The sequence below is a fragment of the Pseudomonas sp. genome (genome assembly GCF_035554175.1).
Lineage (GTDB): Bacteria > Pseudomonadota > Gammaproteobacteria > Pseudomonadales > Pseudomonadaceae > Aquipseudomonas.
In genome coordinates this window covers 1-13,401 of the sequence record NZ_DATMIV010000049.1, presented here as the reverse complement: position 1 = coordinate 13,401, position 13,401 = coordinate 1, and the positions used below count along the sequence as shown (strand labels likewise).

General features: G+C 59.4%; 10 protein-coding genes. All 10 read left to right on the top strand.

Annotated features, from left to right (window positions below):
• Positions 1-42: 42 nt before the first annotated feature.
• The 10 genes from bamA to tilS all read left to right on the top strand — a co-directional run bounded on the left by bamA (position 43) and on the right by tilS (position 13,252).
• The gene (gene bamA, locus VNV36_RS21490; protein WP_325720307.1) at positions 43-2,418 is read left to right on the top strand and encodes an outer membrane protein assembly factor BamA; all 2,376 of its coding nucleotides are present in this window, start codon (positions 43-45) and stop codon (positions 2,416-2,418) included.
• 45 nt (positions 2,419-2,463) lie between these two features.
• Positions 2,464-2,967 (top strand): OmpH/Skp family outer membrane protein, encoded by a 504-nt coding sequence (locus VNV36_RS21485; RefSeq protein ID WP_003222140.1) that lies wholly within the window; start codon positions 2,464-2,466, stop codon positions 2,965-2,967.
• A 3-nt stretch (positions 2,968-2,970) separates the two neighbouring features.
• Positions 2,971-4,026 (top strand): UDP-3-O-(3-hydroxymyristoyl)glucosamine N-acyltransferase, encoded by a 1,056-nt coding sequence (gene lpxD, locus VNV36_RS21480; protein ID WP_325720303.1) that lies wholly within the window; start codon positions 2,971-2,973, stop codon positions 4,024-4,026.
• 106 nt (positions 4,027-4,132) lie between these two features.
• Positions 4,133-4,573, top strand: coding sequence for a 3-hydroxyacyl-ACP dehydratase FabZ (fabZ, locus tag VNV36_RS21475; RefSeq protein WP_016771469.1), 441 nt, complete (start codon positions 4,133-4,135; stop codon positions 4,571-4,573).
• Positions 4,570-5,346 (top strand): acyl-ACP--UDP-N-acetylglucosamine O-acyltransferase, encoded by a 777-nt coding sequence (lpxA, locus tag VNV36_RS21470; RefSeq protein WP_325720301.1) that lies wholly within the window; start codon positions 4,570-4,572, stop codon positions 5,344-5,346. Before fabZ ends, lpxA begins: the two co-directional genes overlap by 4 nt.
• Positions 5,347-5,348: 2 nt before the next feature.
• Positions 5,349-6,479 carry a lipid-A-disaccharide synthase gene (lpxB, locus tag VNV36_RS21465; protein WP_414705531.1) on the top strand — a complete coding sequence of 377 codons (1,131 nt, stop codon included), beginning with the start codon at positions 5,349-5,351 and terminating at the stop codon, positions 6,477-6,479.
• Positions 6,480-6,490: 11 nt separating this feature from the next.
• Positions 6,491-7,117: a ribonuclease HII gene (gene rnhB / locus VNV36_RS21460; RefSeq protein ID WP_325720347.1), complete on the top strand. Its 627-nt coding sequence runs from the start codon at positions 6,491-6,493 to the stop codon at positions 7,115-7,117.
• A gap of 76 nt (positions 7,118-7,193) precedes the next feature.
• Complete coding sequence (gene dnaE, locus VNV36_RS21455) at positions 7,194-10,715, top strand: DNA polymerase III subunit alpha (RefSeq protein ID WP_325720299.1); 3,522 nt, start codon at positions 7,194-7,196, stop codon at positions 10,713-10,715.
• 139 nt (positions 10,716-10,854) lie between these two features.
• Positions 10,855-11,802, top strand: coding sequence for an acetyl-CoA carboxylase carboxyltransferase subunit alpha (locus VNV36_RS21450; protein ID WP_133334993.1), 948 nt, complete (start codon positions 10,855-10,857; stop codon positions 11,800-11,802).
• Between the two features lie 121 nt (positions 11,803-11,923).
• Positions 11,924-13,252 (top strand): tRNA lysidine(34) synthetase TilS, encoded by a 1,329-nt coding sequence (gene tilS / locus VNV36_RS21445; RefSeq protein ID WP_325720295.1) that lies wholly within the window; start codon positions 11,924-11,926, stop codon positions 13,250-13,252.
• Positions 13,253-13,401: the final 149 nt, after the last annotated feature.

The window sequence follows — 13,401 nt, the reverse complement described above, 5'->3', positions numbered from 1 at the left end:
GCGGCAGTTTGTTTATTGCCAGTTGGAATAAGAAAGGACTTCATGAAACGTCTGCTGCTAACTGCGGTTCTCACCGTATTGATGATCGCCGAAGTTCACGCCGAGTCCTTCACTATCTCTGATATTCGCGTCAATGGCCTCCAGCGGGTCTCCGCGGGTAGCGTCTTTGGTGCCTTGCCGTTGAACGTCGGCGAGCAGGCGGATGATCGTCGCCTGGTGGAATCCACTCGTGCGTTGTTCAAAACCGGTTTCTTTCAAGATATCCAGCTGGGCCGCGAAGGCAACGTCCTGGTCATCACCGTGGTCGAGCGTCCGTCGGTCGCCAGTATCGAAATCGAAGGCAACAAGGCGATTTCCACTGAAGACCTGATGAAGGGCCTCAAGCAGTCCGGTCTGGCAGAGGGTGAGATCTTCCAGCGTGCAACCCTCGAGGGTGTGCGTAACGAACTGCAACGTCAGTACGTTGCCCAAGGCCGTTACTCGGCTACCGTCGACACCGAAGTGGTCTCACAGCCGCGCAACCGCGTGGGTCTGAAAGTGAAGATCAACGAAGGCACCGTTGCGGCCATTCAGCACATCAACGTGGTAGGCAACACGGTATTCCCCGAGGAAGACCTGACCGATCTGTTCGAGCTGAAAACCACCAACTGGCTGTCGTTCTTCAAGAACGATGACAAATATGCCCGTGAAAAACTCTCCGGTGACCTGGAGCGTCTGCGTTCCTACTACCTGGACCGCGGCTATATCAACATGGACATTGCTTCGACCCAGGTGTCCATCACTCCGGACAAGAAACACGTCTACATCACCGTCAACGTTACCGAAGGCGAGAAGTACACCGTTCGCGACGTCAAGCTCAGCGGTGACCTGAAAGTCCCTGAAGACCAGGTCAAGTCGCTGTTGCTGGTGCAGAAAGGCCAGGTGTTCTCGCGCAAGCTGATGACCACCACCTCCGAGCTGATCACCCGTCGCCTGGGTAACGAGGGCTACACCTTCGCCAACGTCAACGGTGTGCCTCAGCCGCACGATGACGACCACACTGTGGACATCCTCTTCGCTGTCGATCCGGGCAAGCGTGCTTACGTCAACCGTATCAATTTCCGAGGCAACACCAAGTCCGAAGACGAAGTGCTGCGCCGTGAGATGCGTCAGATGGAAGGCGGCTGGGCTTCGACTTACCTGATCGACCAGTCCAAGACCCGTCTGGAACGTCTGGGCTTCTTCAAGGAAGTCAACGTTGAAACCCCGGCTGTGCCAGGTGTCGACGACCAGGTTGACGTGAACTACGCGGTTGAAGAACAGGCTTCCGGTTCGATCACCGCCAGCGTTGGTTTCGCCCAGAGCGCCGGTCTGATCCTGGGTGGCTCGATTACCCAGAACAACTTCCTTGGTACCGGTAACCGCGTCAGCATCGGCCTGACCCGCAGCGAATACCAGAGCCGCTACAACTTCGGCTACGTTGACCCCTACTGGACCGCCGACGGCGTGAGCCTGGGCTACAACGCGTTCTATCGCACCACCGACTACGATGAGCTCGACGCCGATATTTCCAGCTATGCGGTCGACAGCCTCGGTGCCGGCGTCAACGTCGGTTACCCGATCAGCGAGACTTCGCGTCTGACTTTCGGTCTGTCTGCCCAGCAGGACAAGATCAACACCGGTCGCTACACCGTCGACGAGATCTTCGATTTCGTTAAGAAGGAAGGCGATAACTACCTGAACTTCAAGGCCTCGGCCGGCTGGTCCGAGTCGACTTTGAACAAAGGTGTCTTGCCGACCCGTGGTCGTTCCCAGAGCCTGACCCTGGAAACCACCATTCCAGGCAGCGACCTGTCGTTCTTCAAGCTTGATTACCGTGGTCAGCTGTTCCAGCCGATTACCGAGAATTACACCATGCGCCTGCACACCGAACTCGGTTATGGCGACGGTTATGGTTCGACTGACGGCTTGCCGTTCTATGAGAACTACTATGCGGGTGGCTTCAACTCGGTACGTGGTTTCAAGGACAGCACCCTTGGCCCGCGCAGTACGCCGAGTCAGGGTAACAACCCGGGAACCTCTCGCGATCCAGACCAGGATCCGTTGCCATTCGGTGGTAACGTCCTGATCCAGGGTGGTGTGGAAGTCCTGTTCCCGCTGCCATTCGTCAAGGATCAGCGTTCCCTGCGTACTTCGGTCTTCTGGGATGTCGGTAACGTGTTTGACTCGCAGTGCAAGGACACTACGAACGCGAACGGTACTTCGTCCAATACCAAATGCAACGACATCAGCCTGAGCAATATGGCCAGTTCCGTCGGTGTGGGTGTGACCTGGGTCACCGCACTGGGGCCTTTGAGCTTTGCACTGGCGATGCCGATCAAGAAACCGGATGACGCTGAAACTCAAGTGTTCCAATTCTCCCTCGGCCAGACGTTCTAAGCGTCTGACCCAAGATAACGACAATGGATTTTGTAGGAGTGCATCGTGCGTAAGTTGACTCAATTGGTTCTCCTGGCCTCCGTACTGGTGGCAGGCCCGGCGTTCGCCGACATGAAAATTGCCGTGCTGAACTATCAGATGGCACTGCTGGAATCCGACGCGGCCAAGAAATACGCCGTGGATGCCGAGAAGAAGTTCGGTCCGCAACTGACCAAGCTGAAAACCCTGGAAAGCAGCGCCAAAGGCATTCAGGACCGTCTGATGGCCGGTGGCGACAAGATGCAGCAGGGCGAGCGTGAGCGTCTGGAGCTGGAATTCAAGCAAAAGGCCCGTGACTTCCAGTTCCAGTCCAAGGAGCTGAACGAAGCCAAAGCCGTTGCCGACCGCGAAATGCTCAAGCAGCTTAAGCCGAAACTGGACAGCGCTGTGGAAGAAGTCATCAAGAAAGGTGGTTTTGACCTGGTGTTCGAGCGTGGCGCAGTCATCGATGTCAAACCTCAGTACGACATCACGCGCCAGGTTATCGAGCGCATGAATCAGCTGAAGTAACCCATGACCGTGACTATCAAGCTCGGCCAGTTGGCCGAGCACCTCGGCGCCACTCTGCGTGGCGACCCCGAGAAGCAAATTACTGGGCTAGCCACTTTGCAAGAGGCTGGCCCAGCTCAGTTGAGCTTTCTGGCAAATCCCCAATACCGCAAATACCTGGCCGGTTCGCAGGCAGCTGCACTGCTGCTCAAGGAAGCCGACGCTGAAGGGTTTGCCGGTAACGCTTTGGTGGTGCCGGATCCTTACCTGGCATACGCGCGTATCTCCCATTTGTTCGATCCAAAACCAAAAGCCGCCGCGGGTATCCACCCGACAGCGGTGATCGCAGCGGACGCGGAGGTCGATCCAAGCGCAAGCATCGGCCCGTTCGTGGTGATCGAAGCCGGTGCGCGAATCGCTGCACAAGTAACCCTGGGCGCGCATTGCGTGATCGGTGCGCGTAGCGAAATCGGTGAAGGAGGCTGGCTGGCTCCAAGAGTCACGCTGTATCACGACGTGCGCATCGGTAAGCGTGTGGTCATTCAGTCCGGCGCGGTGATCGGCGGTGAGGGCTTCGGCTTCGCCAACGAAAAAGGCGTCTGGCAGAAAATCGCCCAGATCGGTGGCGTGACCATCGGCGACGATGTCGAGATCGGCGTTAACACCGCCATTGATCGCGGCGCGCTGGCCGATACCGTGATCGGCAATGGCGTGAAGCTCGACAACCAGATCCAGATCGCACACAACGTCCAGGTCGGTGATCACACCGCTATGGCCGCGTGCGTCGGCATTTCCGGCAGCACCAAAATCGGCAAGCACTGCATGCTCGCCGGTGGCGTCGGTCTGGTCGGTCACATTGATATTTGCGACAACGTTTTCCTGACCGGGATGACCATGGTGACCCACTCGATTACCGAGCCGGGCGCCTATTCTTCCGGCACAGCCATGCAACCGGCGGCCGAATGGCGCAAAAGCGCGGCCCGCATCCGTCAGCTCGATGACCTCGCGCGACGGTTGAAACAGCTGGAAAAGCGCGTAGGGGAAGTGACCCCTGACGGCAATGCTTCATCTGATGGCTGATACCATTTCCATATCAAGTGTGCACAGCCTCTAGACTGCCTCCTTGATTTGCTAGAGGAGTGCGCGTCAGTCGCGCTCCCAATCTTTACATAGGCTTTCCCCTGAAATGATGGACATCAACGAGATTCGCGAATACCTGCCTCACCGTTATCCGTTCCTGCTGGTGGACCGGGTGGTGGAACTGGACACTGAAGGCAAGCGAATTCGCGCCTACAAGAATGTCAGCATCAATGAACCGTTCTTCAATGGTCACTTTCCCGCGCATCCGATCATGCCGGGCGTGCTGATCATTGAAGCGATGGCTCAGGCTGCCGGGATCCTCGGTTTCAAGATGCTCGACGTCAAACCGGCCGACGGCACCCTGTACTACTTCGTCGGTTCCGACAAGCTGCGCTTCCGCCAGCCAGTCAAGCCGGGCGACCAGTTGATCCTTGAAGCGACCTTCATCAGCTGCAAGCGCAAGATCTGGAAGTTCGAGTGCCAGGCTTCGGTCGACGGCAAGCCGGTGTGCTCGGCCGAGATCATCTGCGCGGAACAAAAAGTATGAGTTTGATTGACCCTCGCGCAATCATCGATCCGTCGGCCGTACTGGCTGACGGCGTCGAGGTCGGCCCGTGGTCGATCATCGGCGCAGGTGTGGAAATCGGCGAGGGTACCGTGATCGGGCCGCACGTAATCCTCAAGGGGCCGACCCGCATTGGTAAACACAATCGCATCTACCAGTTTTCCTCGGTAGGCGAGGACACCCCGGATCTGAAATACAAAGGCGAAGAAACCCGCCTGGTAATCGGTGACCACAACGTCATCCGCGAAGGCGTGACCATTCACCGTGGCACCGTTCAGGATCGTTCGGAAACCACGCTGGGCGATCACAACCTGATCATGGCCTATGCCCACATCGGCCACGACAGCGTCATCGGCAACCACTGCATTCTGGTCAACAACACTGCGTTGGCCGGGCATGTCCATGTTGACGATTGGGCGATCCTCTCCGGTTTCACCCTGGTTCATCAGTATTGCCACATCGGCGCCCACAGCTTTTCCGGCATGGGCACGGCGATCGGCAAGGACGTCCCGGCATTCGTCACCGTATTCGGTAACCCCGCAGAAGCGCGCAGCATGAACTTCGAAGGCATGCGCCGTCGCGGTTTCAGCGAAGAGGCGATCCACGCCTTGCGCCGAGCCTACAAAACCGTTTACCGCCAGGGGCTCACGGTCGAACAGGCATTGGCCGAGCTGGTCGAGCCTTCTGCGCAGTTCCCTGAAGTCGCCGTGTTTCGCGATTCGATCCAGGCATCGACTCGCGGCATTACCCGCTGATCATGGCCAGTCTGCGTATTGCACTGGTGGCGGGCGAGGCTTCCGGTGACATTCTTGGCGCCGGCCTCATGCGCGCGCTCAAGGCTCAACACCCGGAGATCGAGTTCATCGGTGTCGGCGGGCCGCTGATGCAGGCCGAAGGCCTGACCTCGTACTTCCCCATGGAGCGCTTGTCGGTCATGGGGCTGGTGGAAGTCCTCGGCCGCCTGCGTGAGTTGCTCAAGCGCCGCAAAGACCTGATCGCCACGCTGATCGCTGCCAAGCCAGACGCGTTCATCGGGATCGACGCGCCGGACTTCAACCTGAATATTGAACTCAAGCTGCGTCAGGCCGGAATCAAGACCGTGCATTACGTCAGCCCGTCGGTCTGGGCGTGGCGGCAGAAGCGTGTGCTGAAGATCCGCGAAGGCTGCGATCTGATGCTCACATTGTTGCCGTTCGAAGCGCGCTTCTATGAAGAGAAGGGTGTGCCGGTGCGTTTCGTCGGCCACACCCTCGCCGATACGATCCCGTTGCAAGCCGATCGCGCCAGTGCGCGTGCCGAGTTGGGTTTGCCCGACGGTCCGCTGGTGGCACTGATGCCGGGCAGTCGTGGCGGTGAGGTCAGTCGTCTCGGCGCGTTGTTCCTCGACACCGCCGAACGCCTGCGCGGCATGCGCCCGGGTGTACGTTTTGTCATTCCTTGTGCCAATCCAGAACGCCGCGTGCAACTTGAAGCGCTGCTGGTCGGCCGCGATTTGCCGGTGACATTGCTCGATGGTAAATCGCATCTGGCCCTCGCTGCGTGCAACGCCGTATTGATTGCTTCCGGCACAGCGACCCTTGAAGCGCTGCTGTACAAGCGGCCGATGGTGGTGGCATATCGGTTGGCACCGCTGACGTTCTGGATTCTCAAGCGCATGGTCAAGAGTCCGTACGTGTCGCTGCCCAATTTGCTTGCCCAGCGCTTGCTGGTACCGGAACTGTTGCAGGATGATGCGACAGTCGAGGCGTTGGCGCAGACGCTGTCGCCCTTGATTGACGGCGGAGAAGAACAGACCCGGGGTTTCGACGAGATTCACCGCACGTTGCGGCGGGATGCTTCCAATCAGGCGGCGGACGCCGTTCTTGAGCTGATCGGCAAAACACAATGAGCAAGACAAGCATGCAGATGGGCCTGGATTTCACTTTGGTCGCCGAAGTCGAAGCGCTGGTTGCCGGTGTCGATGAAGTCGGTCGCGGCCCCTTGTGCGGTGCCGTGGTGACAGCGGCGGTAATCCTCGATCCGAACCGGCCGATCCTCGGCCTCGACGATTCGAAGAAGCTCACCGAAGCCAAGCGCGAAAGACTCTACGACGAGATCTGCGAAAAAGCCCTGAGCTGGTGCATCGCCCGCGCCGAAGTCGAAGAAATCGACGACCTGAACATTCTTCACGCGACCATGCTGGCCATGCAGCGTGCAGTGGCCGGCCTGCACATTCAGCCGAAACTGGCGATGATCGACGGCAACCGCTGCCCGCATTTGCCGATGCGCGCCGAGGCAGTGATCCAGGGTGACGGCAAGGTACCGGCCATCGCGGCGGCGTCGATTCTGGCCAAGGTCAGCCGTGATCGCGAGATGGCGGCATTCGAATTGATCTATCCGGGATACGGCATCGGCGGCCATAAAGGTTACCCGACGCCCGTTCATCTGGAAGCGTTGGCGCGGCTCGGTCCGACGCCGATTCACCGCCGCTCGTTCGCCCCGGTTCGCCTGGCTTACGAGGCGCTGGAAAGCCTGACGCAGGTTTAGGCGCAAGGCTGATGTTTTATTCGAGGCCCGGTACAATCCGGGCCTCGTTGTCTCTATGTAACTGGACAGGATCACTATGCCGGCTTCATTCGTTCATCTACGCCTGCACACTGAATACTCCCTGGTCGACGGGCTGGTGCGGATCAAGCCGCTGGTCAAGGCCTTGACCGCCATGAACATGCCGGCGGTAGCGGTCACCGATCAGAACAATATGTGTTCCCTGGTCAAGTTCTATAAAAACGCCATGGGCGCCGGTATCAAGCCGATCTGCGGCGCCGACCTGTGGCTGGCGAACAAGGACCCGGATGCACCACTGAGCCGCATCAGCCTGCTGGTCATGAATGCGCAGGGTTATCGCAATCTCACTGAATTGATCTCGCGCGGCTTCATCGAAGGGCAGCGCAACGGCATGGTCATCGTCGAGCGCGAGTGGGTGGCTGAGGCCAACGAAGGCCTGATCATGCTGTCCGCTGCCAAAGAAGGCGAGATCGGCATGGCCATCATCGGCGGCAACCCGGCAGAAGCCGAAGCGTTGACGCGTGAGTGGATGGCGGTGTTCCCGGATCGTTTCTATCTGGAAATCCAGCGCACCAACCGCCCCAATGACGAAGAGCAACTGCACGGCGCCGTAGCGTTGGCCGACAAGCTCGGCGCACCCCTGGTGGCGAGCAACGATGTGCGCTTCATCAAGCAGGAAGACTTCGCCGCCCACGAAACCCGCGTGTGCATCGGTGAGGGCCGCGCCCTTGACGACCCACGCCGTTCGAAGAATTACAGCGATCAGCAATACCTGAAAAGCGCCGAGGAAATGCTCGAGCTGTTCAGCGATATTCCCGACGCGATCGAAAACACCGTCGAGATCGCCAAGCGCTGCAACATCGAAGTGAAACTGGGCACGCACTTCCTGCCCAATTTCCCGATCCCCGATGGCATGACCATCGACGAATATTTCCGCAAGGTTTCCTTCGAAGGTCTCGAGGAACGCCTGGCGGTGCTGCTGCCCAAAGACACCACCGAAGACTACGAAGCCAAGCGTCAGGTCTATGTCGACCGCTTGAATTTCGAGCTGGATATCATCATCCAGATGGGTTTCCCCGGTTACTTCCTGATCGTGATGGACTTTATCCAGTGGGCCAAGAACAACGGCGTACCGGTCGGTCCTGGCCGGGGGTCGGGTGCCGGTTCGCTGGTGGCGTACGTACAAAAGATCACCGACCTCGATCCGCTGGAATATGACCTGCTGTTCGAACGTTTCCTCAACCCGGAACGGGTTTCCATGCCCGACTTCGACGTCGACTTCTGCATGGACGGTCGCGACCGGGTGATCGACTATGTGGCCGAGAAATACGGTCGTAACGCGGTGAGCCAGATCATCACCTTCGGTTCCATGGCTGCCAAGGCTGTGGTGCGTGACGTGGCGCGGGTGCAGGGCAAGTCCTACGGCCTGGCGGATCGCCTGTCGAAGATGATTCCGTTCGAAGTCGGCATGACTTTGGAAAAAGCCTACGAGCAGGAGGAAATCCTGCGTGACTTCATCAAGGTCGATGAAGAAGCGGCAGAAATCTGGGAGATGGCGCGCAAGCTCGAAGGCGTGGTGCGTAACGTCGGCAAACACGCCGGTGGTGTGGTAATCGCGCCGACCAAGCTGACTGACTTCTCGCCGATCTACTGCGACGAGGCCGGCGATGGCCTGGTGACCCAGTTCGACAAGGACGACGTTGAAGCGGCCGGTCTGGTGAAGTTCGACTTCCTCGGTCTGCGCACGCTGACGATCATTGACTGGGCGCTGAAGACCATCAACCGCGACCGCGCCAAGGTCAACGAGCCGCCGCTGGATATCGCGTTTATCCCGCTGGACGACAAACCGACTTACTCGCTGCTGCAAAAAGCCGAAACCACGGCGGTGTTCCAGCTTGAATCGCGCGGCATGAAAGAGCTGATCAAAAAGCTCAAGCCCGACTGCCTGGAAGACTTGATCGCACTGGTCGCACTGTTCCGTCCGGGCCCGCTGCAATCGGGCATGGTGGACGACTTCATCAACCGCAAGCATGGCCGCGCCGAGCTGGCTTATCCGCACTCGGACTACCAATACGAGGGCCTCAAACCAGTATTGGCGCCGACTTACGGCATCATCCTGTATCAGGAACAGGTGATGCAGATTGCCCAGGTCATGGCCGGGTATACCCTTGGCGGCGCGGACATGCTGCGCCGGGCAATGGGTAAGAAAAAGCCCGAGGAAATGGCCAAGCAGCGCGGCGGTTTCATTGAGGGTTGCGCCACCAACGGCATCGACCCGGATCTGGCCGGTAACATTTTCGACCTGGTGGAAAAATTTGCCGGTTACGGCTTCAACAAATCCCACTCCGCCGCCTACGGCCTGGTGTCGTACCAGACTGCCTGGCTGAAAGCCCATTACCCGGCGCCGTTCATGGCGGCGGTACTTTCAGCGGATATGCACAACACCGACAAGGTCGTGACCTTGATCGAGGAAGTGCGCACGATGAAACTGCGCCTCGACGCGCCGGATGTGAACACCTCGGAGTTCAAGTTCACGGTGAACGACGACGGCCGCATCGTCTATGGCCTGGGCGCGATCAAAGGCGTTGGTGAAGGCCCGGTGGAGGCGATCACCGAAGCGCGTCAGGCCGGTCCGTTCAAGGATCTGTTCGACTTCTGCGCACGGGTTGACCTCAAGCGCATCAACAAACGCACCCTCGACGGCCTTATCCGCAGCGGTGCACTGGATCGCCTCGGCCCGTATTTCCACGACGAACAGAAAGCCTATCAAGCCAACATCGACCGCAACCGCGCCGTGCTGCTGGCGGCGATGGAAGAGGCGATCAAGGCTGCCGAGCAGACCGCACGTACCCACGATTCTGGCCATGCCGACCTGTTCGGCGGTTTGTTCGTCGAAGCAGATGCCGACGTTTACGCGTCCCATCGCAAGGCCAAGGAACTGACCCTCAAGGAGCGTCTCAAAGGTGAAAAAGACACCCTGGGGCTGTACCTGACCGGTCACCCGATCGACGAATACGAAGGCGAGATCCGCCGTTTCGCCCGTCAGCGCATCATCGACCTGAAACCGGCACGCGACACGCAGACGGTGGCGGGAATGATCATTGCCCTGCGGGTGATGAAGAACAAGAAAGGCGACAAAATGGGCTTCATCACCCTCGACGACCGCTCCGGGCGGATCGAGGCGTCGCTGTTTGCCGATGCGTTCCATTCGGCGCAGTCGCTGTTGCAGACCGACGCGATGGTGGTGGTCGAGGGCGAAGTCAGCAATGACGACTTCTCCGGGGGCCTGCGCCTGCGGGTCAAGCGCGTGATGAGCATGGAAGACGCACGGACCAATCTGGCCGAGAGCCTGCGCCTGAAACTGCACACCCAGGATCTGAAAGGCGATCAGCTACGCTGGTTGGGCGAACTGCTCAAGCGTCATCGCGGCGCCTGCCCGGTGACCATGGAGTACACCAGCCCGGATGCGAAGACCCTGCTGCAGTTTGGCGAGACCTGGCGGATCGACCCGGCGGATGCCTTGATTCAAGCCCTGCGTGACCAGTTCGGGCGAGACAACGTCTTCCTCCAATACCGTTGACCGGCAAGTGCCATCATTGCGCTTGCCCGCAACCTGAATTTTTAATCTCGACCTCAGCGCGCCTCTCCCTTAAGGTAGGGCGCGAATAGACAACCGGCCGGCCCAAGCTCACTTGGGACACGACCCAAGACGGACGCCTATGAACCCGAATTTTCTAGATTTCGAACAGCCGATCGCCGACCTGCAAGCCAAGATCGAAGAGTTGCGCTTGGTCGGTAATGACAATTCGCTGAATATCGGCGATGAGATCTCCCGCCTGCAGGACAAGAGCCGAACGCTGACCGAAGACATCTTCGGCAAGCTGACCAGCTGGCAGATCGCACGCCTGGCGCGTCACCCGAAACGCCCGTACACCCTGGACTACATCGAGCACATCTTCACCGAGTTCGACGAACTGCACGGTGATCGGCACTTCTCCGATGACGCTGCCATTGTTGGCGGTATCGCCCGTCTGGAAGACCAGCCGGTGATGATCATCGGCCACCAGAAGGGCCGTGAAGTGCGCGAGAAAGTCCGTCGCAACTTCGGCATGCCGCGTCCCGAAGGCTACCGCAAGGCCTGCCGTCTGATGGAAATGGCCGAGCGCTTCAAAATGCCGATCCTGACCTTCATCGACACCCCGGGCGCCTACCCGGGCATCGATGCTGAAGAGCGCAACCAGAGCGAAGCGATCGCCTGGAACCTGCGCGTGATGGCGCGTCTGAAGACCCCGATCATCGCCACCGTGATTGGTGAGGGTGGTTCCGGCGGCGCACTGGCCATCGGCGTCTGCGATCAACTGAACATGCTGCAATACTCGACCTACGCGGTGATCTCGCCGGAAGGTTGCGCATCGATTCTGTGGAAAACCGCCGAAAAAGCGCCGGATGCCGCTGAAGCGATGGGCATCACCGCCGAGCGTCTCAAAGGCCTGGGCATCGTCGACAAGGTGATCAGCGAGCCACTGGGCGGCGCTCACCGCGATCCTGCCGCTGCGGCCGCTTCGATCCGTGCCGAGCTGAGCTCGCAACTGGCGATGCTCAAGCAGTTCGACAACGAAGCGCTGCTCAAGCGCCGTTACGATCGCCTGATGAGCTACGGTCTCTAAGTCGAGCGCCACCCCTTGTAGGAGCTGCTGAAGGCTGCGATCTTTTGATCTTGCTTTTGAGAATCAAAAGATCGCAGCCTTCGGCAGCTCCTACAGGGATCTCTGAGAAGCGACCCTCTCTATGAATTCCTCTAAGAGTGATTTGCTGTCGCGACTTCTGCTCAAACTTGAGCCCTGGCGCAACGCCGCTCACTGGCGCGTCGCCTTCTCCGGTGGCCTCGACTCCACCGTCCTTCTGCACCTTCTCGCCACTCTGACGAAAACCGAATCCCTCCCTCCGCTAAGCGCCATTCACATCCACCACGGCCTTCAAGCTGCCGCTGACGCGTGGCCGCAACATTGCCAAGCCATTTGCGAGGCGCTGGATGTTCCGTTGCATGTGGAGCGGGTAACGGTGAAGGCCGGAGCGAGCCTGGAGCGGGCGGCACGTGATGCACGTTACGCGGTGTTCAGTCAGCTGACGCAAGCCAATAACGTACTGCTGACCGGCCAACACCGCGACGACCAGGCGGAAACGCTGTTATTCCGGCTGTTGCGCGGTGCCGGCGTACGCGGGCTCGGCGGGATGCCGCAGCGCCGGCCAGTGGGGCAGGGCATGCTGGTTCGTCCGTTGCTGGACGTCAGTCGCGCCGAGCTGGAAAGTTATGCACAGGCCCATCGATTGCGCTGGATCGAAGATCCGTCGAATCAGGATCGGCAGTTTTCACGCAATTACCTGCGCCATCAGATCATGCCTGCGCTGACCGAGCGTTGGCCGCAGGCACAGGCGAGCATGGCGCGCACGGCCGCGCATCTGCGGGAAGCCCAAGGCTTGCTCGACGAATTGGCGCAGATCGATCTGGCACAGGCGCAAACCTCTCATGATTTCGACTGGCTGGGCGTACCCTCGCTGGCGCTGGCGCCGTTGGCAGGGCTGTCCGCTGCACGCCAGCGCAACGCCCTCAGCCACTGGCTTGCGGGACTGACTCGTTTGCCGGATGCCGACCACTGGTCGGGTTGGCTCAATCTGCGCGATGCCAGCGCCGACGCCTCACCGATCTGGCGCCTGGCCGATGGCGAGCTGCACCGTGGCGCCGGTCGCATCTGGTGGCTCAGCGGCAATTGGCTGCGTACGCCAGTGACCGGCATCGACTGGCAGACCCCGACGTCAGCGCTACGCTTGGCCGATAACGGACGCGTCATGTTCACTGGGCAAGCTCCATCCGGACCTTTGCGCATTGCCTATCGTCAGGGCGGTGAGACCATGCATCTGGCCGAGCGTGGGCGCCGCGACATCAAGCGTCTGCTCAATGAACGCGAGGTGCCGGCGTTCGTGCGTGGCAGATTGCCGCTGCTGTTTCGCGGCGAAGAATTGCTCGCAGTGGCGAACCTGTCGGGTCTTGGTGGTCAGATGCACGAAGGCTGGACATTGCACTGGCAGCCAACAGACGAAGATCAAGGTTTGAGCTGAAAGGAGCATTCCGGTAGACTACGCTCCCTTCTTGATACAACTTCTGTGGATTCGCCTGAATTGCAGGAGTTGCCGATTACCAAGCAGTCTTTGCTGGGCGATTCCAAAAAATGTGTAGCGAGCAACGTACCGGTGTTTCATCTGCCGGT